General features: G+C 44.8%; 34 protein-coding genes. 29 read left to right on the forward strand and 5 right to left on the reverse strand.

Going from position 1 to position 23,299, the window contains the following annotated elements:
- The 22 genes from rpsE (at window position 1) to ADU24_RS00370 (ending at window position 15,439) form a co-directional block, all read left to right on the forward strand.
- Entirely contained in the window at window positions 1-501 is a 501-nt protein-coding gene (gene rpsE / locus ADU24_RS00260) for a 30S ribosomal protein S5 (protein WP_053364784.1), read from the forward strand.
- Between the two features lie 14 nt (window positions 502-515).
- Complete coding sequence (rpmD, locus tag ADU24_RS00265; protein ID WP_053364785.1) at window positions 516-698, forward strand: 50S ribosomal protein L30; 183 nt, start codon at window positions 516-518, stop codon at window positions 696-698.
- 31 nt (window positions 699-729) lie between these two features.
- Entirely contained in the window at window positions 730-1,170 is a 441-nt protein-coding gene (gene rplO, locus ADU24_RS00270) for a 50S ribosomal protein L15 (protein ID WP_053364786.1), read from the forward strand.
- Window positions 1,170-2,465, forward strand: coding sequence for a preprotein translocase subunit SecY (gene secY, locus ADU24_RS00275; protein ID WP_053364787.1), 1,296 nt, complete (start codon window positions 1,170-1,172; stop codon window positions 2,463-2,465). Before rplO ends, secY begins: the two co-directional genes overlap by 1 nt.
- A gap of 59 nt (window positions 2,466-2,524) precedes the next feature.
- The gene (locus ADU24_RS00280) at window positions 2,525-3,175 is read left to right on the forward strand and encodes an adenylate kinase (RefSeq protein ID WP_053364788.1); all 651 of its coding nucleotides are present in this window, start codon (window positions 2,525-2,527) and stop codon (window positions 3,173-3,175) included.
- Window positions 3,175-3,921 (forward strand): type I methionyl aminopeptidase, encoded by a 747-nt coding sequence (gene map, locus ADU24_RS00285; RefSeq protein ID WP_053364789.1) that lies wholly within the window; start codon window positions 3,175-3,177, stop codon window positions 3,919-3,921. Before ADU24_RS00280 ends, map begins: the two co-directional genes overlap by 1 nt.
- A gap of 306 nt (window positions 3,922-4,227) precedes the next feature.
- Window positions 4,228-4,446: a translation initiation factor IF-1 gene (gene infA / locus ADU24_RS00295; protein WP_048823029.1), complete on the forward strand. Its 219-nt coding sequence runs from the start codon at window positions 4,228-4,230 to the stop codon at window positions 4,444-4,446.
- Window positions 4,447-4,483: 37 nt separating this feature from the next.
- Window positions 4,484-4,597: a 50S ribosomal protein L36 gene (gene rpmJ, locus ADU24_RS00300; RefSeq protein ID WP_000868344.1), complete on the forward strand. Its 114-nt coding sequence runs from the start codon at window positions 4,484-4,486 to the stop codon at window positions 4,595-4,597.
- A 24-nt stretch (window positions 4,598-4,621) separates the two neighbouring features.
- Entirely contained in the window at window positions 4,622-4,987 is a 366-nt protein-coding gene (gene rpsM / locus ADU24_RS00305; protein WP_053364790.1) for a 30S ribosomal protein S13, read from the forward strand.
- Window positions 4,988-5,009: 22 nt separating this feature from the next.
- Window positions 5,010-5,399 carry a 30S ribosomal protein S11 gene (gene rpsK / locus ADU24_RS00310; protein WP_053364791.1) on the forward strand — a complete coding sequence of 130 codons (390 nt, stop codon included), beginning with the start codon at window positions 5,010-5,012 and terminating at the stop codon, window positions 5,397-5,399.
- 170 nt (window positions 5,400-5,569) lie between these two features.
- Window positions 5,570-6,514, forward strand: coding sequence for a DNA-directed RNA polymerase subunit alpha (locus ADU24_RS00315; RefSeq protein WP_053364792.1), 945 nt, complete (start codon window positions 5,570-5,572; stop codon window positions 6,512-6,514).
- A 53-nt stretch (window positions 6,515-6,567) separates the two neighbouring features.
- Window positions 6,568-6,930 (forward strand): 50S ribosomal protein L17, encoded by a 363-nt coding sequence (gene rplQ / locus ADU24_RS00320; RefSeq protein WP_053364793.1) that lies wholly within the window; start codon window positions 6,568-6,570, stop codon window positions 6,928-6,930.
- Between the two features lie 536 nt (window positions 6,931-7,466).
- The gene (locus tag ADU24_RS00325) at window positions 7,467-8,306 is read left to right on the forward strand and encodes an energy-coupling factor ABC transporter ATP-binding protein (protein ID WP_053368706.1); all 840 of its coding nucleotides are present in this window, start codon (window positions 7,467-7,469) and stop codon (window positions 8,304-8,306) included.
- Entirely contained in the window at window positions 8,282-9,148 is an 867-nt protein-coding gene (locus tag ADU24_RS00330; protein WP_053364794.1) for an energy-coupling factor ABC transporter ATP-binding protein, read from the forward strand. Before ADU24_RS00325 ends, ADU24_RS00330 begins: the two co-directional genes overlap by 25 nt.
- A complete protein-coding gene (locus tag ADU24_RS00335) occupies window positions 9,145-9,942 on the forward strand; it encodes an energy-coupling factor transporter transmembrane component T family protein (RefSeq protein WP_053364795.1) in 798 nt (265 codons plus the stop codon). Before ADU24_RS00330 ends, ADU24_RS00335 begins: the two co-directional genes overlap by 4 nt.
- Before the next feature lie 12 nt (window positions 9,943-9,954).
- Complete coding sequence (gene truA, locus ADU24_RS00340) at window positions 9,955-10,734, forward strand: tRNA pseudouridine(38-40) synthase TruA (protein WP_053364796.1); 780 nt, start codon at window positions 9,955-9,957, stop codon at window positions 10,732-10,734.
- Window positions 10,735-10,957: 223 nt separating this feature from the next.
- Window positions 10,958-11,395: a 50S ribosomal protein L13 gene (rplM, locus tag ADU24_RS00345; protein WP_053364797.1), complete on the forward strand. Its 438-nt coding sequence runs from the start codon at window positions 10,958-10,960 to the stop codon at window positions 11,393-11,395.
- A gap of 18 nt (window positions 11,396-11,413) precedes the next feature.
- Entirely contained in the window at window positions 11,414-11,806 is a 393-nt protein-coding gene (rpsI, locus tag ADU24_RS00350) for a 30S ribosomal protein S9 (protein ID WP_053364798.1), read from the forward strand.
- A gap of 435 nt (window positions 11,807-12,241) precedes the next feature.
- The gene (locus ADU24_RS00355; RefSeq protein ID WP_053364799.1) at window positions 12,242-12,952 is read left to right on the forward strand and encodes a cytochrome c biogenesis CcdA family protein; all 711 of its coding nucleotides are present in this window, start codon (window positions 12,242-12,244) and stop codon (window positions 12,950-12,952) included.
- 19 nt (window positions 12,953-12,971) lie between these two features.
- Window positions 12,972-13,670, forward strand: a complete 699-nt coding sequence (locus ADU24_RS00360; RefSeq protein ID WP_053364800.1) for a response regulator transcription factor — start codon at window positions 12,972-12,974, stop codon at window positions 13,668-13,670.
- The gene (locus ADU24_RS00365) at window positions 13,657-14,721 is read left to right on the forward strand and encodes a HAMP domain-containing sensor histidine kinase (RefSeq protein ID WP_053364801.1); all 1,065 of its coding nucleotides are present in this window, start codon (window positions 13,657-13,659) and stop codon (window positions 14,719-14,721) included. Before ADU24_RS00360 ends, ADU24_RS00365 begins: the two co-directional genes overlap by 14 nt.
- 124 nt (window positions 14,722-14,845) lie before the next feature.
- The gene (locus ADU24_RS00370) at window positions 14,846-15,439 is read left to right on the forward strand and encodes a peroxiredoxin family protein (protein WP_231689538.1); all 594 of its coding nucleotides are present in this window, start codon (window positions 14,846-14,848) and stop codon (window positions 15,437-15,439) included.
- A gap of 56 nt (window positions 15,440-15,495) precedes the next feature.
- On the opposite strand, the gene ADU24_RS00375 is transcribed toward ADU24_RS00370, so the two are convergent.
- Window positions 15,496-16,050, reverse strand: a complete 555-nt coding sequence (locus ADU24_RS00375) for a TetR/AcrR family transcriptional regulator (protein WP_053364802.1) — start codon at window positions 16,048-16,050, stop codon at window positions 15,496-15,498.
- A 152-nt stretch (window positions 16,051-16,202) separates the two neighbouring features.
- Between ADU24_RS00375 and ADU24_RS00380 the strand changes: the two genes are divergently transcribed.
- On the forward strand, window positions 16,203-17,126 hold the full coding sequence (locus ADU24_RS00380) for a DsbA family protein (RefSeq protein ID WP_053364803.1): 924 nt from the start codon (window positions 16,203-16,205) through the stop codon (window positions 17,124-17,126).
- 59 nt (window positions 17,127-17,185) lie between these two features.
- Here ADU24_RS00380 and ADU24_RS00385 read toward each other — a convergent pair whose 3' ends face one another.
- On the reverse strand, window positions 17,186-17,644 hold the full coding sequence (locus tag ADU24_RS00385; protein ID WP_053364804.1) for a DinB family protein: 459 nt from the start codon (window positions 17,642-17,644) through the stop codon (window positions 17,186-17,188).
- Between the two features lie 146 nt (window positions 17,645-17,790).
- Between ADU24_RS00385 and ADU24_RS00390 the strand changes: the two genes are divergently transcribed.
- The 3 genes from ADU24_RS00390 to ADU24_RS00400 all read left to right on the forward strand — a co-directional run bounded on the left by ADU24_RS00390 (window position 17,791) and on the right by ADU24_RS00400 (window position 20,230).
- Window positions 17,791-18,234: a DUF2521 family protein gene (locus ADU24_RS00390; protein WP_053368708.1), complete on the forward strand. Its 444-nt coding sequence runs from the start codon at window positions 17,791-17,793 to the stop codon at window positions 18,232-18,234.
- 127 nt (window positions 18,235-18,361) lie between these two features.
- The gene (gene cwlD, locus ADU24_RS00395) at window positions 18,362-19,015 is read left to right on the forward strand and encodes an N-acetylmuramoyl-L-alanine amidase CwlD (protein WP_053368709.1); all 654 of its coding nucleotides are present in this window, start codon (window positions 18,362-18,364) and stop codon (window positions 19,013-19,015) included.
- Window positions 19,016-19,171: 156 nt separating this feature from the next.
- Window positions 19,172-20,230, forward strand: coding sequence for an Mrp/NBP35 family ATP-binding protein (locus ADU24_RS00400; protein ID WP_053364805.1), 1,059 nt, complete (start codon window positions 19,172-19,174; stop codon window positions 20,228-20,230).
- 47 nt (window positions 20,231-20,277) lie between these two features.
- Here ADU24_RS00400 and gerD read toward each other — a convergent pair whose 3' ends face one another.
- A complete protein-coding gene (gene gerD, locus ADU24_RS00405; protein WP_053364806.1) occupies window positions 20,278-20,877 on the reverse strand; it encodes a spore germination lipoprotein GerD in 600 nt (199 codons plus the stop codon).
- Between the two features lie 54 nt (window positions 20,878-20,931).
- On the opposite strand from gerD, the gene ADU24_RS22835 reads away from it, so the two are divergent.
- Both ADU24_RS22835 and ADU24_RS00410 read left to right on the forward strand, forming a co-directional pair.
- Window positions 20,932-21,069, forward strand: coding sequence for a hypothetical protein (locus tag ADU24_RS22835; RefSeq protein WP_156324478.1), 138 nt, complete (start codon window positions 20,932-20,934; stop codon window positions 21,067-21,069).
- On the forward strand, window positions 21,066-21,734 hold the full coding sequence (locus ADU24_RS00410) for a KinB-signaling pathway activation protein (protein ID WP_053364807.1): 669 nt from the start codon (window positions 21,066-21,068) through the stop codon (window positions 21,732-21,734). Before ADU24_RS22835 ends, ADU24_RS00410 begins: the two co-directional genes overlap by 4 nt.
- Window positions 21,735-21,831: 97 nt before the next feature.
- Here ADU24_RS00410 and pdaB read toward each other — a convergent pair whose 3' ends face one another.
- On the reverse strand, window positions 21,832-22,584 hold the full coding sequence (pdaB, locus tag ADU24_RS00415; RefSeq protein WP_053364808.1) for a polysaccharide deacetylase family sporulation protein PdaB: 753 nt from the start codon (window positions 22,582-22,584) through the stop codon (window positions 21,832-21,834).
- Between the two features lie 137 nt (window positions 22,585-22,721).
- Between pdaB and ADU24_RS00420 the strand changes: the two genes are divergently transcribed.
- Window positions 22,722-22,952, forward strand: coding sequence for a hypothetical protein (locus tag ADU24_RS00420; protein ID WP_053364809.1), 231 nt, complete (start codon window positions 22,722-22,724; stop codon window positions 22,950-22,952).
- A gap of 87 nt (window positions 22,953-23,039) precedes the next feature.
- Here ADU24_RS00420 and ADU24_RS23465 read toward each other — a convergent pair.
- A partial coding sequence (locus tag ADU24_RS23465; protein WP_231689539.1) for a hypothetical protein occupies window positions 23,040-23,299 on the reverse strand: 260 nt, incomplete at its 5' end.

Raw genomic sequence — 23,299 nt, forward strand, 5'->3', positions numbered from 1 at the left:
ATGCGTCGCATTGATCCAAACAAACTTGAACTTGAAGAACGCGTAGTAACGGTCAACCGTGTTGCGAAGGTTGTTAAAGGCGGACGCCGTTTCCGTTTCACTGCTCTTGTCGTAGTAGGAGATAAAAATGGCCATGTCGGCTTTGGCACAGGTAAAGCACAGGAAGTACCTGATGCGATCCGTAAAGCAATTGAAGATGCAAAGAAAAACCTGGTTGCCGTACCGATGGTTGGAACGACTATTCCACATCAGGTTATCGGCCGCTTCGGTGCTGGTGAAATCCTTTTGAAGCCTGCATATGAAGGTACAGGAGTTATCGCTGGCGGACCTGTCCGTGCGGTACTTGAGCTTGCCGGGATTTCCGACATTCTTTCCAAGTCGCTTGGGACAAATACACCAATCAACGTAGTTCGCGCTACTATTGACGGCATCAAGCAACTTAAGCGTGCCGAAGATGTTGCGAAGCTGCGCGGAAAATCAGTAGAAGAACTGCTAGGATAAGGGAGGGAAATCAAATGGCTAACAAATTGCAAATTACCCTCACTAAAAGCGTGATCGGCCGTCCAGAGGACCAGCGCGAAACAGTTAAGGCCCTTGGCTTGCGAAAAGTGAACCAGACAGTTGAGCAACAGGACAACGCCGCTATCCGCGGAATGCTTAATAAGGTTGCCCACCTTGTCTCGGTTAAAGAACAATAAACGATTCATTCTTTCTTAAGGAGGTGCCCAAATGAAACTTCATGAATTAATGCCAGCAGAAGGCTCCCGCAAAGACCGCAAGCGTAAAGGCCGCGGTATCGGATCCGGCAACGGAAAAACTGCAGGTAAGGGTCACAAGGGTCAACAAGCCCGTTCCGGTGGCGGTGTGCGTGTAGGTTTTGAAGGTGGCCAAACGCCTTTATTCCGTCGTTTGCCAAAACGCGGTTTCACGAACATCAACCGCAAGGAATACGCGATTGTAAACCTTGATGTCCTTAACAGCTTTGAAGACGGTACAGAAGTTACTCCAGAACTTCTTATCGAAGCAGGCTTGGTTAAGAACGAAAAAGCAGGAATCAAGATTCTTGCAAAAGGGAACGTTGAGAAAAAGTTGACTGTAAAAGCTCATAAATTTTCCTCTGCTGCCAAGGAAGCAATCGAAGCTGCCGGTGGAAACACTGAGGTGATCTAATGTTCCGGACAATCTCCAATTTTATGCGCGTGGGTGAAATAAGGAGCAAAATTCTATTCACCCTTTTGATGTTAGTAATCTTCCGTATCGGAACTTTTATTCCGGTTCCAAATGTCAATGCTGATATTCTAAAAGCCCAGGACCAGTTCAGTGTATTCGGCGTGCTGAATACATTTGGCGGCGGGGCTCTGCAAAACTTCTCCATCCTCGCAATGGGCATTATGCCATATATCACGGCTTCGATCATCATCCAGCTTTTGCAGATGGATGTTGTACCGAAGTTCACAGAGTGGTCAAAGCAGGGAGATGCGGGAAGAAGGAAGCTTGCCCAATTCACCCGTTATTTCACGATTGTGCTTGGATTTATCCAGGCATTAGGCATGTCTTACGGGTTTAACAACATGGCCCAAGGCCAGTTGATTCAAAGCTCAGGAATCGGAACGTACTTGCTGATCGCGACAGTCCTGACAGCTGGTACAGCCTTTCTAATGTGGCTCGGTGAGCAAATCACGGCAAAAGGKGTCGGTAACGGGATCTCAATCATCATCTTCGCAGGAATTGCAGCCGGAATTCCGACTACTGTCAACCAAATTTACATTCAACAGTTCCAGGATGTGAAAGATGATCTGTTCATCCGCATTCTAACTGTCATCCTTATTGCCCTGGCTGTTATCGCCATCGTTGTTGGCGTTATCTTCATCCAACAGGCAACAAGGAAAATTCCAATCCAATACGCAAAAAGGATGACTGCGGGACGGATGCCGGTTGGCGGCCAATCCACCCACATGCCATTGAAAGTGAACGCAGCAGGGGTTATCCCGGTCATTTTTGCAGTATCATTCATCATTACTCCAAGGACAATCGCTCAATTCTTCCCAACGAATGACGTGACTCTTTGGATAACGAGAGTGTTTGATTATAACCATCCTATCGGGATGACGCTATATGCAGGATTGATCATCGCGTTTACGTATTTCTATGCGTTTATCCAGGTGAATCCGGAACAGGCAGCTGAAAACCTGCAAAAGCAAAGCGGCTATATCCCTGGAATCCGCCCTGGAAAGCCAACACAGGAATACTTCACGCGGGTGCTCTATCGACTGACATTTGTCGGAGCGATCTTCCTGGCAGTGATCGCTGTCCTTCCAATTGTTTTCATTGAAGTGGCAAACCTGCCGCAGTCCGCACATATTGGCGGAACAAGCCTGCTGATCGTAGTCGGCGTCGCGCTTGAAACAATGAAACAACTTGAAGCCCAGCTGGTCAAACGCCATTACAAAGGCTTTATCAAGTAAGGTTGGTTTTGGGGACGATACGTTCCCTAAAACCACTTAATCCCCAAGGGGGTAATTGCATGAACTTAGTGTTAATGGGTCTACCTGGTGCCGGTAAAGGCACTCAGGCGGAAAAAATCGTAGAACAGTATGGAATCCCCCATATCTCAACCGGAGATATGTTCCGTGCCGCAATGAAAGAAGGTACGGAATTGGGGCTGAAAGCAAAGGCATTCATGGATGAAGGGGCGCTTGTCCCAGATGAAGTGACGATTGGCATTGTTCGCGAAAGGCTAAGCAAGGAAGACTGTGAAAAAGGCTTTCTTCTCGACGGGTTCCCAAGGACGGTTCCCCAGGCTGAAGCGCTTGAAAGCATTCTGGATGGTCTGAACAAAAAAATTGACTATGTCCTCAACATAGATGTGGATAAGTCCATTTTGATGGAACGCCTGACAGGACGCCGCATTTGTAAAAACTGCGGAGCGACCTACCATCTTGTTTTCAATCCTCCTGCAGTTGAGGGAGTGTGCGACCGCTGTGGCGGTGAATTGTACCAAAGGGCGGATGACAATGCCGAAACCGTACAGAACAGGCTGGACGTGAACATGAAGCAATCGAAGCCACTGCTTGATTTTTACATTGAAAAAGGGTACTTGCGCAATATCGATGGCCAGCGTGATATCTCCGAGGTTTTCGCTGACATCCAGACATTGCTTGGGGGCTTGAAGTAATGATCATTTGCAAAACGCCCCGTGAGCTGAAAATCATGCGAGAAGCGGGCAGGATTGTGGCTTTGACCCATGAAGAACTGAAGAAACATATCGTTCCGGGGATTACCACAAATGAGTTGGACCGCATTGCAGAACAAGTAATCCGGAGGCACGATGCGATACCTTCGTTTAAAGGCTACAATGGGTTTACTGGCAGCATTTGCGCTTCAGTCAATGAGGAGCTTGTGCACGGAATACCTGGAGGCCGTATTTTAAAAGAGGGCGATATTATCAGCATCGATATCGGAGCCAAATACAACGGCTATCACGGTGACTCAGCCTGGACCTATCCGGTCGGCGAAGTAGACGGGGAAACCGCCCGTCTGTTGGAAGTGACGGAACAGTCCCTGTATACAGGGCTGGAAGAGGCTAAGCCAGGCGAACGTCTCACAAATATCTCACATGCAATTCAGGTGTATGTGGAAGCAAACGGTTTTTCAGTCGTGCGCGAGTATGTAGGCCACGGTGTCGGGCAAGACTTACATGAGGAACCACATGTTCCGCATTACGGACCGCCTAACAAAGGCCCTCGGCTCAAGCCTGGCATGGTGCTGGCAGTTGAACCGATGGTAAATGCGGGCAGCCGGTATGTAAAAACACTGGCTGATAACTGGACAGTTGTAACTGCTGATGGCAAAAACTGCGCCCATTTTGAACATACGATTGCCATTACGGAGGAAGGTTTTGAAATTCTCACTAAACTGTGATGAAAATCCCCGTCCTGTTCCCGGGCAAATCGCTCTTGTTAAAAGCGGACGCTGCGCAGGCCATTATGTTATAATTATAAAGTTGGCTGATGAACATTCTGTTCTTGTTGCTGATGGCGGGAAGCTGAAAAAACACCCGTCCAAAGAGGAAGAATCTCCGTCATCTCCAGCTGATGGACCGCATAGCTCCGGAGGTTTATGACAGTATCATGGAAACAGGCAGCGTGACGAACGGAAAGCTGCGTTTCGTACTTACAAGGTTTTTTAACGAACGCCTGACAGATGAAGAGAAGGGAGACGAATTCGATGGCTAAAGATGATGTAATTGAAATTGAAGGCAAGGTAATTGAAACTTTGCCGAACGCCATGTTTAAGGTAGAATTGGAAAATGGCCATACGATCCTTGCCCACGTATCAGGCAAGATCCGTATGCACTTCATCAGGATTCTGCCTGGCGATAAAGTAACAGTGGAGCTATCCCCATACGACTTAACTCGCGGCAGGATTACCTACCGCTTCAAATAAGCCGATTGCACTCCGTACTGCTAAGGAGGTTAGGATAATGAAAGTCAGACCATCTGTAAAACCGATCTGCGAAAAGTGCAAAGTTATCCGCAGACGCGGAAAAGTTATGGTTATTTGTGAAAACCCTAAACATAAACAAAAACAAGGTTAATAATAAAGGAGGTGCTCCATATTTATGGCACGTATTGCTGGTGTAGATATTCCGCGTGAAAAGCGTGTGGTTATCTCTTTAACTTACATCTATGGAATTGGTAAAAATACAGCACAAAAGGTCCTTGCTGAAGCGGGCGTTTCTGAAAACACTCGTGTACGCGATCTTACAGAAGATGAACTAAACAAAATCCGTGAAATCGTCGACAAGCTGAAGGTAGAAGGCGATCTTCGCCGTGAAGTTTCCCTTAACATTAAGCGTCTGATGGAAATCGGAAGCTACCGTGGTTTGCGCCACCGCCGTGGGCTGCCTGTTCGTGGACAAAACACGAAGAACAATGCCCGTACGCGTAAAGGCCCACGTAAAACTGTAGCGAACAAGAAGAAGTAATCAGTAAAGGAGGTACTTACAAATGGCACGTAAAACTAATACTCGCAAACGCCGTGTGAGAAAGAATATTGAATCCGGTATCGCTCATATTCGCTCTACATTCAACAATACGATTGTTACCATCACTGATGTTCATGGTAATGCTATTTCCTGGTCAAGTGCAGGTGCGCTTGGATTTAAGGGTTCCCGTAAATCCACTCCATACGCTGCGCAAATGGCTGCTGAAACTGCTGCCAAAACATCAATGGAGCATGGTTTGAAAACTCTTGAAGTAACTGTAAAAGGCCCAGGCGCCGGACGTGAAGCTGCCATCCGCGCACTTCAGGCTGCAGGTCTTGAAGTTACAGCAATCAAAGACGTTACTCCAGTTCCGCATAATGGTTGCCGTCCGCCAAAACGCCGTCGTGTATAATTTTTCTGTATAGAAATTGTATCCCTGTCTATAATGGGATATGATACCATTTTTCGTTCATGCAGAATCAATATTCCAATTGTTGTGCACAAACAGGGACGAATACAGGGGGAATTTCGGTTGGGAAATGACCGGCCGGGTTTTCGACGTTTTGAAGGAGGGTATATTTGATGATCGAAATAGAAAAACCAAAAATCGAAACGGTTGAGATCAGCGATGATGCCAAATACGGGAAGTTCGTCGTAGAGCCACTTGAGCGTGGATATGGTACAACTCTGGGTAACTCCTTACGTCGTATCCTACTATCATCACTCCCAGGTGCCGCGGTTACATCGATCCAGGTAGATGGTGTACTTCATGAGTTTTCAACAATTGAAGGCGTCGTTGAGGATGTTACATCCATTATCTTAAACATTAAGAAAATCGCATTGAAAATATACTCCGATGAAGAAAAAACGCTTGAAATCGATGTAAAAGGCGAGGGCCAGGTCAAAGCGGGCGATATCACCCATGACAGTGATGTTGAAATCCTTAACCCGGATCTCCATATTGCTACATTAGGTTCAAACGGGCATCTTCGCATGAGGCTGACTGCAAAGCGCGGACGCGGTTATACGCCAGCTGACCAGAATAAGAGAGAAGACCAGCCGATCGGCGTTATTCCGATTGACTCGATCTATACTCCGGTTTCCCGTGTGTCCTACCAAGTGGAAAATACACGTGTTGGGCAAATGACCAACTACGATAAATTGACATTGGATGTATGGACAGACGGCAGCACAGGTCCCCAGGAAGCTATCGCATTCGGAGCGAAGATTTTGACCGAGCATTTGAATATCTTTGTCGGATTGACCGATGAAGCCCAAAATGCCGAAATCATGATTGAAAAAGAAGAAGACCAAAAAGAAAAAGTCCTCGAAATGACGATTGAAGAACTCGACCTTTCGGTACGTTCTTACAACTGCCTCAAGCGCGCAGGAATCAATACTGTCCAGGAGCTTGCCAACAAGACCGAGGAAGATATGATGAAGGTGCGCAACCTGGGACGTAAATCGCTAGAGGAAGTAAAAGCGAAACTAGAAGAGCTTGGATTGGGATTGCGTAAGGACGACTAGTCCGGCAAAGCCACCAAAGCCTTTACTGACTTCAACAAAGGAGGGAACCCTTCATGGCATACAGGAAATTAGGCCGCACAAGCGCACAGCGTAAAGCGATGCTTCGTGACCTTACAACTGACCTAATCATTAACGAACGTATCCAGACTACTGAAACACGTGCGAAGGAACTGCGTTCTGTTGTAGAAAAGATGATCACTCTTGGAAAGCGCGGAGATTTGCATGCACGCCGCCAGGCAGCATCTTACATCCGTAACGAAGTAGCTGATGCTGAAAACAACACAGATGCATTACAAAAATTGTTTGCTGATATCGCTCCTCGTTACACAGAGCGTCAAGGTGGATACACTCGCATCATGAAAGTTGGTCCTCGCCGCGGCGACGGTGCACCAATGGTCATCATCGAGCTAGTTTAATACACCGCGTAGAAGGCAAGGGACAGTTTCATGAAACTTGTTTCTTGCCTTTTTTAAAAGAAAAGCTGAGGCGCCCGTTCAGCGGCGTATGGACTGGAGGGCTCCGATCGAGATAAAGGAAACACGAAGAGCGCTAGCGATTCGATGTTGACTTATCGTAAGGAGGAGACCGAAGTCCACTAGCCGCTGGGCGCTGAAGCTGGACAGAAGAAAAGCGGTAGTGCCCGCTTTCTGTTGGAAATGAATAGTTTAACCGCACAAGCCAAAAAGAGCGTTACGATGGGCAGGAATATCAAAAAGATAACCGGATGGCCAGGATTGGCCTATACTCACGGAAGAATGCAACAACCCTTTGCAAAATCTGCTGCATTCTTTTCCTGTCCCGTCTAGCTCATGCACCCCTCCCGTTTCTCAAAAAGAAACCCTGTAGTACATCAGATTTTAATCTGAAGGGGGGCGGGGTGCAGGCTTTTTTTGCTTTTACGGAAAGAAAAAGAGCAGAGAGAGAAAAGGTGAGCCGAGAGGAGGAAGGCCCGGTGAAAAAACCGATTATTAGCCTTGAGAATGTGTCGTTTCAATACACCAATGCAGATCGATATGCCATCAAGGATGTCAGTTTTGACGTTTACGAGGGAGAATGGCTGGCGATTGTTGGGCATAACGGATCTGGAAAGTCCACATTGGCCAGGCTATTGAACGGGCTGCAATATCCGCAAAACGGAACCATTGTGGTAGGAGGAGTGGCGCTCAGCGAACAAACTGTCTGGGATATTCGAAAAATGCTAGGGATGGTATTCCAAAACCCGGACAACCAATTTGTCGGGACGACAGTAAAAGATGATGTGGCTTTTGGTTTGGAAAACAACGGCATCCCTCAGGAAGAGATGGCCGTCCGTGTCCCGGAAGCTTTGGAAAAGGTAAAAATGGAACAATTTCTTAACCAAGAGCCGCACCATCTTTCCGGCGGGCAAAAGCAGCGGGTAGCGATCGCCGGAGTTTTGGCGCTCAGGCCATCGATTATTATTCTCGATGAAGCGACCTCGATGCTTGACCCAAGAGGACGGGAAGAAGTGCTTGAAACCGTGAGGCTGTTGAAAGAGGAGAAAGCCTTGACAGTCATCTCAATAACCCATGATCTTGATGAAGCCGCTAAAGCTGACCGAATTATCGTCATGAATAAGGGATCGGTTTACCGAGAAGGTACGCCGGAAGAAATCTTCGCGCTGGATGAAGAACTTATTTCCCTCGGCCTCGATATTCCGTTTGCTGTTAAAATGGGGAAGGCGTTAGCCGAAAGAGGGATAAAACTGCCGAAAAATTATTTGTCTGAAGAAGAGTTGGTGACGGAATTATGGACATCTCGCTCAAAGATATAGAGTATAAGTACCAGGCAGGCACCCCGTTTGAAAAGCTGGCTGTAAGTGATGTCACGCTTGATATTCCCTCGGGCACTTATTTGGCGATCATTGGCCATACGGGCTCCGGCAAATCAACTGTCCTTCAGCATTTAAACGGCCTGCTTCAACCTACATCGGGGAGAGTCACAATCGGAGACCGAACCATTCAGGGTGGAAAAAAAGAAAAGAACTTGAAGGCAGTGCGCCAAAAGGTCGGGATTGTCTTCCAATTCCCTGAACATCAGCTATTCGAGGAAACGGTCGATAAAGATATCTGCTTCGGGCCAATGAACTTTGGCGTATCGGAAGACGAGGCAAAGGAAAGGGCAAGGATCGCTATCAGCCAGGTAGGCCTTGGCGAAGAAATTTTGCAAAAATCGCCTTTCGATTTATCAGGCGGGCAGATGCGACGCGTTGCCATTGCCGGAGTTTTGGCAATGGAGCCTGAAGTGATTGTTCTCGATGAACCAACCGCAGGCCTTGATCCCCGCGGCAGGAAAGAAATAATGGACATGTTTTACCGTCTCCACCAGGAAAGGGGGCAGTCGACCGTGCTTGTTACACACAGCATGGAGGACGCGGCCCGCTATGCCGATAAGATCGCAATCTTACACAATGGCAGGACGGTAAAAATCGGCACGCCTGAAGAAATTTTTTCACATCCGGCTGAACTCGTCTCACTTGGCCTTGATGTACCGGAGGCCGTTCGCTTTCAACTGAAGTGGGAAGAGAAAATGGGCGTACAGCTTGGAAAGACTTATTTGACAATTGAAGAGCTTGCCGATGCGATTTCCCGGTACGAGGGGGTTGGACAGCCATGATGGAGAAAATGATCTTTGGGCGCTATGTGCCTGCCGAGTCGGCGATCCACCGAATGGACCCCAGATCAAAGCTGATTCTCGTTTTTGCTTTTGTCGGCATCGTTTTCATTGCGAATAATGCCATAACCTATACTTTGCTTGGTCTTTATACATTTTATTTGCTGGGCCTGTCGAAAATCCCGTTCAGGTTCCTTTTTGAAGGCCTAAAACCGATTTTTTTCCTGGTTATCTTCACGCTGCTGCTTCATCTGTTCCTGACAAAAGAGGGAAACGTAGTCGTGGACCTTGGTTTTATGAAAATATACGAAGAAGGGATCAGGCAAGGGATTTTTATCTCCATGCGCTTCTTCTTCCTGATTCTTGTAACGTCCTTATTGACATTGACAACGACTCCGATTGAGATTACAGATGGCCTCGAAGTCCTTTTGAATCCATTGAAGAAAATCCGTTTTCCAGTTCATGAAATGGCATTGATGATGTCAATTTCCCTACGGTTCATCCCTACCCTGATGCAGGAAACGGACAAAATCATGAAAGCCCAGGCAGCTCGGGGAGTTGAGTTTGCGAGCGGGCCAATTAAGGAACGCGTTAAGGCAATCATACCGCTTTTAATTCCACTGTTTGTCAGTTCATTTAAACGGGCGGAGGATCTGGCAACTGCAATGGAAGCAAGAGGCTACAGGGGCGGCGAGGGCAGGACGCGGTTCCGGCAGCTTTACTGGAAACCGCTCGATTCACTGCAAGTCGGCCTGCTTCTGCTTCTGGCCATTGTCCTTGTTTTACTAAGGTCCTAATGGAGGGTTACCATGCAACGGTATAAATGCGTTGTTACGTATGATGGAACAGGCTTTGCCGGTTATCAGGTCCAGCCTGGTAAGCGGACAGTCCAGGGAGAAATTGAAGCCGCCCTGGCGAAAATTCATAAAGGTAAAGCTGTCAAGGTCACCGCTTCGGGTAGGACCGACTCGGGCGTCCATGCGAAGGGGCAGGTCATCCATTTCGACTCTCCGCTCTCAATTCCGTCCGACCGCTGGCCAGCAGCCCTTAACTCCATGCTTGCCGGGGAAATCGTGATTCTCACGGTTGTAAAAGTGAATCAGGATTTCCACGCGCGTTTTGATGCAACCGGGAAGGAGTACCGTTACGTCCTTTATCTGGGCCAACCCAAAAACCCGTTTAACCGCAACTATGCCTACCACTATCCATATCCGCTTAATGTGGCAAAAATGGAGGAAGCAGCCCGGCATTTAACCGGTACGTACGATTTTTCGAGCTTTTGTGCCTCCAATACAGAAGTTGTCGATAAAGTGAGAACGATTACTGAGATATCTTTCAAGAAGGAAGACGAGTGCCTTGTGCTTAGATTCAGGGGAAACGGGTTTTTATACAACATGGTCAGGATTCTGACAGGGACATTGATTGAGGTTGGCTCCGGTGCCAGGGAAGCGGCGGACATGCCTGGCCTGATCGCGGCCCGGGACAGGACGCTCGCGGGAAAAACCGCGCCGGCGCATGGATTGTATCTTTGGGAAGTATTTTACGAGGATTCGGTTGAAGAATGTAAAACAACTAAACCTGGTGTATAATAAATTCTTGACATTGAGCTCGCAAGGATTTATTATATCATATGTATGTATTTTAATCCCACGATAAAGCCCCGGAAAGCCTCATCGTGATTAGAAATATATGAACATGAACTTGAAGGCGCAAACCCGTGCCACAGCCGCTCCCGGAACAGAGCCGGCCCTATTGGATAACGGGAAGAAGCGCTAAACCAATATTTTTCGGATTTAATTAGGAGGGAAACCCATGCGTACAACATTTATGGCGAATGCCAACAATATCGAGCGTAAATGGTACGTAGTTGATGCTGAAGGCAAAACTCTTGGACGCCTTGCTTCCGAAGTTGCAGCAATTCTACGTGGTAAAAACAAACCAACTTTCACACCGCATGTTGATACTGGTGACAATGTAATCATCTTGAATGCTTCCAAGGTCCAACTGACTGGAAACAAGCTTCATGACAAGATTTACTACCGCCACACCAACCACCCAGGCGGCCTTAAGCAAAGGACTGCACTTGAAATGCGTACAAACTATGCTGAGAAAATGATCGAGCTTGCTGTGAAAGGCATGCTTCCTAAAAATTCTCTTGGCCGTCAAATGTTCAAAAAGCTGCACGTTTATGCAGGCAGCGAGCATCCGCACCAAGCACAAAAACCAGAAGTTTACGAACTTCGCGGATAATAAAGGGAGGGTATTAACTTGGCACAAGTTCAATATATCGGCACAGGCCGTCGTAAAAGCTCCGTTGCCCGCGTACGTCTAGTTCCAGGCAATGGACAAATCCTAATCAATGATCGTGAAATCACTAACTACATTCCGTTCGAAGCGTTGCGCGAAGTTGTTAAGCAGCCGCTTGTTGCTACTGAAACTCTTGGCAGCTACAACATTCTTGTAAACGTTAGGGGTGGCGGTTACACTGGCCAGGCTGGCGCTATCCGCCACGGCATTGCACGTGCATTGCTGCAAGCTGACCCAGAATTCCGTCCAACTCTGAAGCGCGCAGGCCTTCTTACTCGTGACGCCCGCATGAAAGAGCGTAAGAAATACGGTCTTAAAGGCGCACGTCGTGCACCACAATTCTCAAAACGCTAAACCCCTTGTTAATGATGGGTTTGAGCCTGTTTGGAACTCGATTCCAAGCAGGCTTTTTTATTGAAAAATTTTATTACAATGACTACGGCATCTTTTAGAAAAGGCATTTGCCCAGGATATTGAAGGCGGCTTAATTGCTTTTATGGGCCGGGCTGTGCAATAGCAATAGCAAAGTGTTCTGCAAGAGCTGGACCCTTGGGCGAAGATGATTTTCTCTGTCTTAAGGGTCCTTTTTTATTGAAGAAGTTTATTTATAAGAAAATGGACTTTCTGCTTATCCCTCTCTGGTTTATTCCCATTCATAACTTTCCAGCAATATTTATCCGCCCATGTAGTGTTTTGAAAACCTGATTATTCATCGAAAAATGCACGTCCAATCTTAATCATTCTTTAACAATTCAAATCCATAATGAATTTGAAAAGGAGTGAGTATTGATGAATGATGTCGGAGTAATTTTTGCACTAGCGGGTGGCGTATTATCTTTCTTTTCCCCATGCGTATTTCCTCTTTTGCCAGCCTACATAACCCATTTAACAGGTGGAAAGATTGAAGATGCTAAAATGCAGGTTAATCGAAAAAAGCTTTATTCAAGATCAATAGGTTTTATTATTGGTTTTAGTCTTATCTTTATTGCACTTGGAGCGTCGGCGAGCTTTATCGGTAAGGCTCTGGCGGATTACCGAATGATCATTATGCAAATAGCTGGTTTGCTGATTATTGTTTTTGGGTTGCAGATGGCTGGCCTAATAAAATTTAAAATCTTAATGAAGGAAAAAAGGTTCGAAACTGAACAGGGTTCAAAAAATATTTTTAGTTCCATATTATTAGGAATGGCGTTTGCAGCAGGCTGGTCCCCATGTGTCGGACTTGCCCTTTCCTCCATACTATTATTGGCGGGGTCATCAGAAACCCTAAGTCAGGGGGTTTTTCTGTTAGGTGCCTATTCCCTTGGAATGGCCATTCCGTTTTTTATCATTTCCATTGTTCTTTCCTATTCTCTGAGTGCAATGAGAAAAATCAACAAATATTTGCCGAAGCTTGCATTTATTAATGGCATGATCATGGTATTGCTGGGATTCCTGGTCTTAAGCGGACAAATGCAAAAAATCAGCGCCTGGCTGTCAGCATATAACTTATTCTTTTGATAAGAAGGAGGAAGTGGGCTTGCGCCAAGAAAACTTAATTGGAAAATCAGTCTTAATTGTAGAAGATGATTCAAAAATACGCACCCTTGTAAAAATTTATTTGACCCGAGAGGGATATGAAGTGATTGAAGCGGTGAACGGACTGGAGGCAAAGAAAAAAATAGAAGAGATGGACCCATGTATTTTAATTCTTGACCTAATGCTTCCTGAGGTCAGTGGTGAAGAGTTATGCAGATGGGTTCGGGAGGATTATAAGAGTAGGATGCCGATCATAATGCTGACGGCAAAAGTATCTGAAAAAGAACGGATTAAAGGTTTCAAATTGGGTGCAGATGATTATGTCGTCAAGCCTTTCAGCCCCGGAGAATTAATGGTCCGTATTGAAGCAGTGCTCAGAAGGACGGCGAGTCGCTGCGGAAAGTTGAGTTTTACCGGGTTTACAATTAAGCCGGCAAAAGGAGAGGCATCAATCAATGGTAAGCCGCTTGAATTAACCCATTTTGAATTTAAACTTCTTCATATATTCATGCAGCATCCTAATCAAATTTTATCAAGGGAACAGATCCTTTCCTTAATCTATGAGAACAATGAAAAAGCAGTATCAGACAGAACAATTGATGTCCATATCAAGAATTTACGTGAAAAAATCAAGGACAAAACGCCTAAGGATTATATTCAAACCGTACGGGGAATGGGGTATAAATTTGTGGCTTTATGATAAAAATTCCAACCTTTTATCACGGCTTATCGCTTTGAATAGTACTGTCATTTTGCTCGTCATCCTTATCGCAGGCATATCAGTCAAGGATTATGCTTGTTTTTTGGTTAATTCGGAACAGGTTACAGGCCAGGCCCTTGTTGATACGTTGAATGGATTTCTTTGGAAGGCAGGCACCATGGCCTTCATTATGGTCGGACTATTTCATTATTTTACGGTCAAAAAAATAATGAGTCCCATTAAGTCTTTATCATCGGCAGCAAAAGCAATAAAGGAAGGCAATATCCCAACTAAAATTGAGGTAAGCACATCAGGCGATATGAAGGAATTGATCGAGAATTTCAATTCCATGACTGAGACACTTTATTTGGTACAAGAGCAGCGGGAGGAAATGCTTCGTGATATTGCGCATGAGCTTCGTACCCCGTTAACAAATATAAACGGGTATCTTGAGGCCCTGCAAAACAAAGTGATTGAAGGAGATTCCGAATTATTCTCCTCTCTGCTTGAAGAATCTAAACGCATTACAAGGATTGTGGAACGGATAACAGAATTGAATTCCTGGAACTATGGGAATTATTTTTTTGAAAAACAGTTTCATCCTTTAATGGTCAATGAAGTGTTGTCAAAGGTAATCACGACCTTCCAATTAAAACTGGAAAACAAATTTAAAAACTATCACATTCAAATTGACCAAGCGGAAATACTCGGGAATCAAGATGGCCTCAAGCAGGCTTTTACAAATATTCTTCAAAATATTATCGATTACAATACCGGAGAGGTGTTAACCGTGAGGGGATCGATAGAAAATGAGACATACATCATTGTTTTCACACATACCGGCCAATATATTGATCCTGAAAAACAAGACCTTATCTTTGAACGCTTCTATCGAATGGAACAATCAAGAAGCACAGAAACGGGGGGTACCGGGCTTGGGCTTGCAATTACCAAAAGTATTATTGCTTCCCACGGCGGTAAGGTCGGAATCAATACGGATGGCATCAACCATACATTTTGGATAGAGTTGCCCGTGAATTCAAAAGCTTAATCATTTCTTAACAATTAGGAATTACCATTATGTTGAGAGGGGGTGAGATGGATTTTTAAAGATGGTTTAGGGTTTGGAGAAATAGCTATGTCTCCACATGAAACAGATAAGGAGGCAAGATGACTTGAATAAAAATTTTATGTCTATAGCAATTATCATATTGGCAATTGGTATTGTATTCGTCAACCTGTGGAGGCCATATGAAAAGGAGGCGGCCAAAGATAAGTTGAATTCTGAAACTGAAGAGGTGATATCGGCGGATGAGGATATTCCGGGGGKGGATCTCTCTGAAGTAAAAGAAGGAAAGCTGGCACCTGACTTTGAATTAGCCACATTAAGCGGAGAAACAGTCAAACTATCCGATTATAAAGGAAAAAAGGTAATCTTAAATTTTTGGGCTACATGGTGCCCGCCCTGTAAGGCTGAAATGCCTCATATGCAAAATTTTTATGAAAAAAACAAAGATAAAGGCATTGAAATAGTGGCCGTAAACCTGACAAATATGGATAAAGGGAAAAAGGAAATTGATAAATTTGTTAAAGATTTCGGTCTTACCTTTGATATTCCCTTAGATGAGGGTGGGGATATTGGCAGGCAATATCAAGCTTTTGTAATTCCTACGAGCTATATTATTGATACAAACGGGAGGATAGCAATAAAATTTATCGGTCCGATGGATGAGTCGACAATGGAAAACTTAACGAAGGAGCTCGAATAAAGGCCTCAAAGAACCCACTTATCGTGGGTTCAGTTGCCGAATAGGGTACGCCCTTTTTATAAACATATCCCATCCAGAATATACGGTATACTTTTTAAAATATACTCCTCTGCAGCAAGACTGCTGTTTGCCTGCCAGTCAAGGGAGGCACCAAAAATTCCCCAACTCAGCATTACTGCGCTTATTCTCAAGGCTTCCTCATCACCATCCGGCTTCACCTGTTTAAACATTTTCAAAAAAATAATCTCCAAATGGCTCTTTATTATTTTCGCAATCGTATCTTCATAGCCGCGGTGGCATCGGTTCGATAACGACTTTTGGAAATTGGTGATTGAAGTAAAGATACTCGTCACTACTTCCTGATTGAAATTATTTTGATCAAGGATGTTGGAATCAAAATTAATCATAAGGACTTCGGATAAAACCTTTTCCAATAGTTCGTATTTATCGGCGAAGTGTTTATAAAAAGTCGCCCGATTAACGGTCGCTTCTGCCGTGATATCGTTTATTGTAATATCTTTAAATTCCTTTTTTCCAGAAAGCTCGATGAACGCCTCCATGATCAATTTTCTCGTACGGAGGACCCTGGGGTCTGTTTGGGTTTGTGTCATGAACGAAATCCACCTCTCTATTTTATAGACAGTTTTGCGAATTTGTTGCTTACGCAATAAAAGGACTAATCTGCGCATTGAGCCAATTGTGCCCACTATATACACTTAATTGTACAACAGATTGATTTTAAATATAGTTGGGGTGATTAAAAATGACTGTCAAGAATAACATGATTTGTGATTTGGAAACAGGTGTATGCGGCACAGCAGGTGAGGAAGAAATGAAGTTGATCGATTTTTCAAAACCCACGGAAGTCATTGAACTCTATTATGTAACCGACCCAATTTGTTCCCATTGCTGGGCACTTGAGCCGACGTTAAATAAGTTCATTGCACAATATGGCCATTATTTTAACATGAAAACGGTCATGGGGGGACTTTTGGAAAGCTGGGAAGGTTTCGCGGATGTCAGCAACGGAATCCGCAAAGCCTCTGATGTCGCCGGCCACTGGAGGGAAGTAGGGGAGCATTCCAGAATGCCGATTGATGGTTCGTTATGGCTCGACCATCCTGTCCATTCATCCTATCCACCTTCGCGTGTTTACAAAATAATAAAGCAAAGCAGCGACAAATTGGCAAATGACTTTTTACGAAAAGCACGGGAAGCGGTATTTGTGTTAAATCAAAACATCGCCGAGGATAACGTATTAATTGAACTCGTCGACCAGTTGGGCCTCAATGGGGCGGAAATCGTAAAAAAGGCTTTAGGCATACAGGCGCAACAATTACTGAATGAAGATTTCGCTTTAGCTAAAAGCTTGGGAGTTAGAGGCTTTCCAACAATCATTATGGTCAACGAAGAAAAAAAGGGAGTTAAACTTGTCGGGGCCCGGTCATTCGAAGATTATGTCAATGGGTTAAAGCAAGTCATTTTAGTAACAGAATCGCTTGAGCCAAGGCCGCAGTCGGGATTATCAGACATGCTCAAGAATGGCCAACGCTTATTCTCAAAGGAAATCGAGACTATGTATGGCCTGCATGAAAAAGAGGTACTTTCATTTGTTGAAAAAGAACTGAATCCTGAGGAATACGATGTCAAAGAAATTCTTGGCGAAAAGTATCTACAAAGGAAGTAAAGTAAAAGGCAGGCTGTTGTGCGAAAACAGCCTGCCCTTTGCTTTTGCCGTGTATGGCATTATAGGAATTTTTTTAGGGCAAGGATGGCTCCCAAATGGATTCCTTCATGGAAAATTGTCCTTACAAGCACCTGGGCGATTGTATGCATGCCAGATTCAGTTTCCGGGAATGTTTCATTAAGCCTATCTCCATACGTTTCTTTAATCCATTCCGGCTGGCGGAAGAGCAGCTTCTTCAATTCTTCAAGGGATGGGGGCTCGCTTGACCAGTTGGCAGGGCTCGTCCCAAACCCGAACCATTCATTGAATCCTTCGGGAATTTCAATTGGCTCTTTTGTCAGATGCTTAATCCACAGCAATTGATCCAGGTAAATATGGCCGAGGTTCCAGCGGATATTATTGTTGAAGCCGATTGGTACTATATCGGCGGCCTCCTCGGACACATTGGCTACGCAGCCAAGGATATCGTTTCGATAATCGCTCAGCTGCCTAAAAAGGACTTCATGTTCTTTTTCCAAAAAAATACCCCCCCTGAATAATCTGTCTATTCTGACTTCAGCATACATGATTGCTAATAGGTTGTAAAACTGGAAAGCGAATCAATCCCTGGTCCGGTATTCTCCTCATGTTACGGATAAACACTAGGGAGTAAGAGGTGAAAACAGTGAATGTTATTACAACCTTTAATGAAAAAAGGCGTGAAAAACAAATAAAATATGAACGATCGGTCCTAAAGGAACTTTCGATAAATGAATTAAAGAAACGGGTACAGGAGCATTTCGGATCGACGAGGATGTCCTATCGCCTACTCCAAAATCCGGGCATTGAGGAAGCGTGCTACGATGTGGCGGTTGAAGCATATTTGCTCGGAGCGCAATTCAGCAAATTTGGTGCCCGCGGGGAAAAAGTTGAATGGACACTTGAACGGTGTGAGCCTGAAGAAACCCATCTGATTGATACCCTGTTTAACTTCCTTTTGTATTGGGGAGGTGGGGATGAAGGGTATTACAGTGAATCCCTATATTTCAACTGTGAGCAATATGTAAGAAAATGGTGGCTTGATGGCTTTGAAAAAGGGATACGCCGCCAGAAGCTACGACTTCACTAGTTCAGCCTGATTCCTGTTCTATTTCCTGTTCTAGAGCCATATAGTGAAATGGAAAAGGACAGGCAGGGGGCTGGGCAGAGTGTCGATTAAAAGATTGAAAAGGACGGCTTTTGCAATTGGGCTGCTAATGTTATTTTTTATCATCCAATATGATTTTTCCGATAACCATTCTTGGAATACTTGGCATTTGCCGCTTTCAGGAACAGTGATTCTGATTGATCCCGGACATGGGGGAGCTGACGGGGGAGCGGGTGACAGGCCAATACAGGAAAAGGACATCGCGTTAAGCATATCCATGAAGCTGCGTGATTTCCTGCAGCAACAGGGGGCGATTGTCATTATGACAAGGGATACAGACAAGGATTTGGCACCGCCGGAAATGAAGGGCTACAGTCGCAGAAAAACTGTCGATTTAAAAGAAAGGCTCAAGATTATCAATGAGTCGAATGCGGATTTTTTTGTCAGTATCCATTTGAATGCAATCCCTGCACCCCAATGGAGCGGAGCGCAAACTTTTTATAGCACGAATAATAAGGAAAACAAAAAAGCTGCCAGGCTGATTCAGAAAGAATTGAGAACGAATCTTGAAAACACAACGAGGAAAGAAAAGCCGCTTAATAGCGTTTTTATCTTGAAGCATGCGGAAATACCCGGGGTGCTTGTAGAGGCTGGCTTCCTATCCAATCCGGATGAGAAAATAAATTTGGCGCGTGATTCATACCAGGAAATGGTGGCGGCATCCATTTATAAAGGAATCAATCGGTTTTTTACGGAAAGATGATGGGGAGAGGCCCGGCCGTCTCCCTCTTTAATTTTATCGTACATAAAAGACAAGGTGTGCGCCATTTAACAGCCTTTCCGGGCTCTATGTTATAATATTAAGACATGCCGGCAACGGTTGGCAGTAACCAAATCCATAAGGCGGGTGCTTTAGTAGATGATTACAGAGGCTATCGTACGGGAAGTATTGAGCGGTTTACAGGAACCATTTTTACATAAATCGCTGGGTGAACTGAATGCTATCGAGGAAATAAAGGTTAAGGAAGAAAAGAACCATGTGAGTGTGAAAATAGCGATCGCCAAGACCGGTACCGCAGAACAGCTTCAGCTCCAGACTGAAATTGTTAACGCTTTAAAAAGCCAGGGAGCAGCATCAGTCGGCCTCCGCTTTAGCCAACTTCCGGAGGAGGAATTGGCGAAGCATCGTGCAGCAATGACGGAAACGGGAGATCTTGGACTGTTATCCCCAGGAAGTAAAACAACCTTCATTGCTATCGCGAGCGGAAAGGGTGGCGTCGGGAAATCGACCGTTTCCGTTAACCTTGCCGTTTCACTGGCGCGCCTTGGGAAAAAAGTAGGGCTGATCGATGCCGATATTTATGGGTTCAGTGTACCTGATATGATGGGCATTACCGAACGCCCCGCTATTAAAGATGAAAAAATCCTTCCAGTCGAGCGGTTTGGGGTAAAGGTCATTTCCATGGGCTTCTTTGTCGAGGACAATGCACCGATTATCTGGCGAGGCCCAATGCTTGGCAAAATGCTGAATAGCTTTTTTGAGGAGGTTAATTGGGGAGACCTTGATTACCTTCTTTTGGACCTGCCTCCGGGAACAGGAGATGTAGCGCTTGATGTCCACTCCATGCTGCCGTCCTGCAAGGAAATCATCGTAACGACACCCCATCCTACAGCGGCATTTGTTGCGGCCAGGGCCGGCGCGATGGCGTTAAGGACCGAACATGAAATTCTGGGCGTTATTGAAAATATGGCGTATTTTGAAAGCAAGGCTACTGGCGAAAGGGAATACATTTTCGGGAAAGGCGGCGGGGAAAAACTTGCCGAAGCGCTCAATACCGAAATCCTTGGCCAGCTTCCTCTTGGCCAGCCGGATTGGGATGAAAAAGATTTTGCCCCTTCCGTTTACCAGGAGGAACACACCATTGGCGCCATTTATCTGCAAATTGCCGACAAAGTCATTAAGAAATTGGATAAATAAGGAAACAAAAGCCTCTCCGGAAAATCGGAAGAGGCTTTTTTAATCCATTAAGMCCCGCCTTTGTCTTCGCTTCCCTTACCTCCTTCGCCCTTGTCTCCTTTAGCGGCCTCTTTCGCTGCCTGCAAAAGAAGATCTTGCATCTCGGCTTTAAATAAAGGGCTTTGCATTGCTTCGGCGATAACAGCCTGCAGGTGGAGCCGGAAATCTTTGCTTTTTAAGGCATCGGCCATCTCTTTTTGCACTTCAGGGTCGTTAAGTATCTCAATCATCATCGCCCGGTATTCCGGGTCTTTCATCAAATCCTTTAACAGCTTCTCGTTTTCCGATTTCATGCTTTTTGCCAAGGCAGCGGCCATTTTGGGATCTTTAAGCGAGTTCTTCCAAAAATCCATTCCTTCCTTGGAGATCAATGTTTTTTGGATTGTATCAGAAACGACGGACTGGTCCATAATCATTTGCTGTTTAATTGTGTCGTCAGTCATGATTTCGTGGATGGCTTTTTTTCCATCATCCGTGTGGAGGATATCGACAAGCATTTTTTTGGTTTCCTCATAATTTAACTTAGTCTCAACCTGGCTAGTCCCGGCCGCACACCCCGAGACCATAATTAAAGTCCCGATAAAAAGCAGCATATAAACCTTTTTCATTCCCGATAGCTCCCTTCAACGAATGGCACTTATCCTTAGAATGAAGAAAAATACATGGAATTATTCGCGGAATCGGAATGCCTGGATTTTTCCGGTGCCGGTTGGTACAATGAAGTGAAAACGTCACTGGCACTAGAAGTTTGTGCTTTTGGCAAGCAGAAAAAGAATGCAATGCTGGGGGAAAAAATGTGACTAGCCGTAATTGGGTTAAATTATTCATCAACACCTTAATGCTTGGGGCTCTTACAACTGTCATTACCGGTTTTATTGTCCGGTGGGATAAATTTGAACCGTTGTTTACCCACGTCCAAGTCCTTGAAATTCTATCAGTCCTCATTTGGCTCGTCGGGGTTGGGTTAATATTCAGTTTATTGAGCCAAATGGGATTCTTTGCTTATTTGACCGTCCACAGGTTCGGCCTTGGTATATTTAAATCAGTAAAGCTGTGGAATAGCGTGCAGGCGGTCATATTAGCATTTGTCCTGTTTGATTTGATTTATTTGAGGTACATTTCTTTTGCGAAGGAAGGGGAAGGGGCTGTTTCCTATGTAATCCCCGCGTTGATTGTCCTTGTTGCTGGATTGGCGGCAGCCTGGCAAAAGATGAGGCAGACAAACAAAGAGGCTTTCATACCGGCGCTATTTTTCATGGTAGTCGGAACTGTTTTTGAATGGGTTCCTGTCCTTAGGGTAAATGATGGCAGCTGGTTTTACCTTATGCTGATACCACTGCTTGTCTGTAACAGTTATCAGTTGCTTGTCCTTCATAAGCTAAATGAAAAATCACTTGAAGAGCGGAAGAAGCTTCAGGAGAAAAAACCTCTACAAGGAACAAAACAACTCAAGCCGTTCAAATAAGTGAAGCTTCCATCAGCGGCGTTTTTCCGCCGATGGTTAAAGGTCCAAGGCCAGACATTACAACAAGCCGCCCGATTAAATGGGCGGCTTGTATTATTTATTTCACTTCTTCAGTTTTTGCTTCTCCGTTGGCTATCATTTCTGAAACAGTAACAAACTTTAGACCCTTAGCCTGCAAGTCTTTAATAATGCCCGGGAGTGCTTTTGCAGTCTGCTTGGCTGAATCTGAAGCATGGAGAAGGACGATGTCGCCTGCCCCTGCTTTTTGAATGTTTGCTAGGATCTTTTTGGTGCCGGGATTGGTCCAGTCTTTAGAATCAACACTCCAATGTACGACAGTGAACCCAAATCGCTCGGCAATTTTCAACGTCCTTTTGTCAAAATGTCCTGTAGGGGCGCGAATTAATGTGATTTTTTTTATGTTCAATTTGCCAAAGGCAGTCTGTGCCTTGGCTAGGTCCTTTCGAATGTCACTATCCTCGATAGCCGTATAGTCTTCATAGCCATAACCGAGTATGCCGATTTCATAACCAAGCTTTGTTATCCTGCTTACGAGGTCCGGGTGGCGTTCGGCCCAGGCACCGGACAAAAAGAACGTAGCCGATTTTACATTTTCTTTTTCAAGGACATCCAAAATTGGCGAAGCTTTTTCATCTCCCCAGCCAATATTAAATGTCAAGGCGACATCCTTTTCCCCCTTATAAACCGCCTTTGGGCCATCCTTCGTTGAAAACACCGGGACCTGGACCAGGTTTTCCATATACACAATCCAGGCTGTAAATAATGCTGATATGACTATTAAAATGCCCTGCTTCATTCTCTTTCCGTTTAAAACAACAAAGAAATTCACTCCTTCATTCCCCCGTCCAAAGCTTTCCTTGTCCTATATCTATGTCCAAAAACCTCCTTGTATGAATATCAAATTCACATAGAATAGAATTATTTGGAAAGCATAAGGTGCAAATCCATCGCAGGAGTGGTACGTGTATGATTGGTTTGTTGGTTAATGGTAAGGAAGTGAAGGAACTGGAATATCTTCTTAAAAGGGAAATGGAAGAAATTCTTTTTGATTTGGACGACGAAAGAATAGACCATATTGCTAAAAGAGCTATGGAGGAGCGGTATAAAATTTTATTTATGCTTTTCAGAAGAATAGCCCCGCCCGCAGAGTGCATGATTTATATGAGGAAAAAGAGAATAAAAAATCATGATCTTTGAAGTTATCATGGATCGTCTTGAGGTTTTCTTTATTGAAAAAAATTCTGTTTAAATTTCTTGTTGACTTTGCATTGTTATCTTGGTATATTAAAAAACGTTGCTGCTAGGCAGTGACAGAGTTAAAAAAAGTTGTTGACACAAGTTAAACAACATGTTATATTTAAAAAGTCGCCTCTGAGCGACGCGGTAAAAAATTGCTCTTTGAAAACTAAACAAACAAGCGTCAACAAACAATAATATAGTGATCTTCGGATCACTAGCCAACGTAACATTTTGAGCATGACTCAACTCTTTTTGGAGAGTTTGATCCTGGCTCAGGACGAACGCTGGCGGCGTGCCTAATACAT

This window comes from Bacillus sp. FJAT-27245, from assembly GCF_001273955.1.
Lineage (GTDB): Bacteria > Bacillota > Bacilli > Bacillales > Cytobacillaceae > Bacillus_D.

Excerpts from the sequence above, each read along its gene's own strand:
- rpsE (WP_053364784.1), top strand. The coding sequence starts at position 1 with ATGCGTCGCATTGATCCAAACAAACTTGAACTTGAAGAACGCGTAGTA.
- rpmD (WP_053364785.1), top strand. The coding sequence starts at position 516 with ATGGCTAACAAATTGCAAATTACCCTCACTAAAAGCGTGATCGGCCGT.
- rplO (WP_053364786.1), top strand. The coding sequence starts at position 730 with ATGAAACTTCATGAATTAATGCCAGCAGAAGGCTCCCGCAAAGACCGC.
- ADU24_RS00280 (WP_053364788.1), top strand. The coding sequence starts at position 2,525 with ATGAACTTAGTGTTAATGGGTCTACCTGGTGCCGGTAAAGGCACTCAG.
- map (WP_053364789.1), top strand. The coding sequence starts at position 3,175 with ATGATCATTTGCAAAACGCCCCGTGAGCTGAAAATCATGCGAGAAGCG.
- infA (WP_048823029.1), top strand. The coding sequence starts at position 4,228 with ATGGCTAAAGATGATGTAATTGAAATTGAAGGCAAGGTAATTGAAACT.
- rpmJ (WP_000868344.1), top strand. The coding sequence starts at position 4,484 with ATGAAAGTCAGACCATCTGTAAAACCGATCTGCGAAAAGTGCAAAGTT.
- rpsM (WP_053364790.1), top strand. The coding sequence starts at position 4,622 with ATGGCACGTATTGCTGGTGTAGATATTCCGCGTGAAAAGCGTGTGGTT.
- rpsK (WP_053364791.1), top strand. The coding sequence starts at position 5,010 with ATGGCACGTAAAACTAATACTCGCAAACGCCGTGTGAGAAAGAATATT.
- ADU24_RS00315 (WP_053364792.1), top strand. The coding sequence starts at position 5,570 with ATGATCGAAATAGAAAAACCAAAAATCGAAACGGTTGAGATCAGCGAT.
- rplQ (WP_053364793.1), top strand. The coding sequence starts at position 6,568 with ATGGCATACAGGAAATTAGGCCGCACAAGCGCACAGCGTAAAGCGATG.
- ADU24_RS00330 (WP_053364794.1), top strand. The coding sequence starts at position 8,282 with ATGGACATCTCGCTCAAAGATATAGAGTATAAGTACCAGGCAGGCACC.
- ADU24_RS00335 (WP_053364795.1), top strand. The coding sequence starts at position 9,145 with ATGATGGAGAAAATGATCTTTGGGCGCTATGTGCCTGCCGAGTCGGCG.
- truA (WP_053364796.1), top strand. The coding sequence starts at position 9,955 with ATGCAACGGTATAAATGCGTTGTTACGTATGATGGAACAGGCTTTGCC.
- rplM (WP_053364797.1), top strand. The coding sequence starts at position 10,958 with ATGCGTACAACATTTATGGCGAATGCCAACAATATCGAGCGTAAATGG.
- ADU24_RS00355 (WP_053364799.1), top strand. The coding sequence starts at position 12,242 with ATGAATGATGTCGGAGTAATTTTTGCACTAGCGGGTGGCGTATTATCT.
- ADU24_RS00375 (WP_053364802.1), bottom strand. The coding sequence starts at position 16,050 with ATGACACAAACCCAAACAGACCCCAGGGTCCTCCGTACGAGAAAATTG.
- ADU24_RS00380 (WP_053364803.1), top strand. The coding sequence starts at position 16,203 with ATGACTGTCAAGAATAACATGATTTGTGATTTGGAAACAGGTGTATGC.
- cwlD (WP_053368709.1), top strand. The coding sequence starts at position 18,362 with ATGTTATTTTTTATCATCCAATATGATTTTTCCGATAACCATTCTTGG.
- ADU24_RS00400 (WP_053364805.1), top strand. The coding sequence starts at position 19,172 with ATGATTACAGAGGCTATCGTACGGGAAGTATTGAGCGGTTTACAGGAA.
- ADU24_RS22835 (WP_156324478.1), top strand. The coding sequence starts at position 20,932 with ATGGAATTATTCGCGGAATCGGAATGCCTGGATTTTTCCGGTGCCGGT.
- ADU24_RS00420 (WP_053364809.1), top strand. The coding sequence starts at position 22,722 with ATGATTGGTTTGTTGGTTAATGGTAAGGAAGTGAAGGAACTGGAATAT.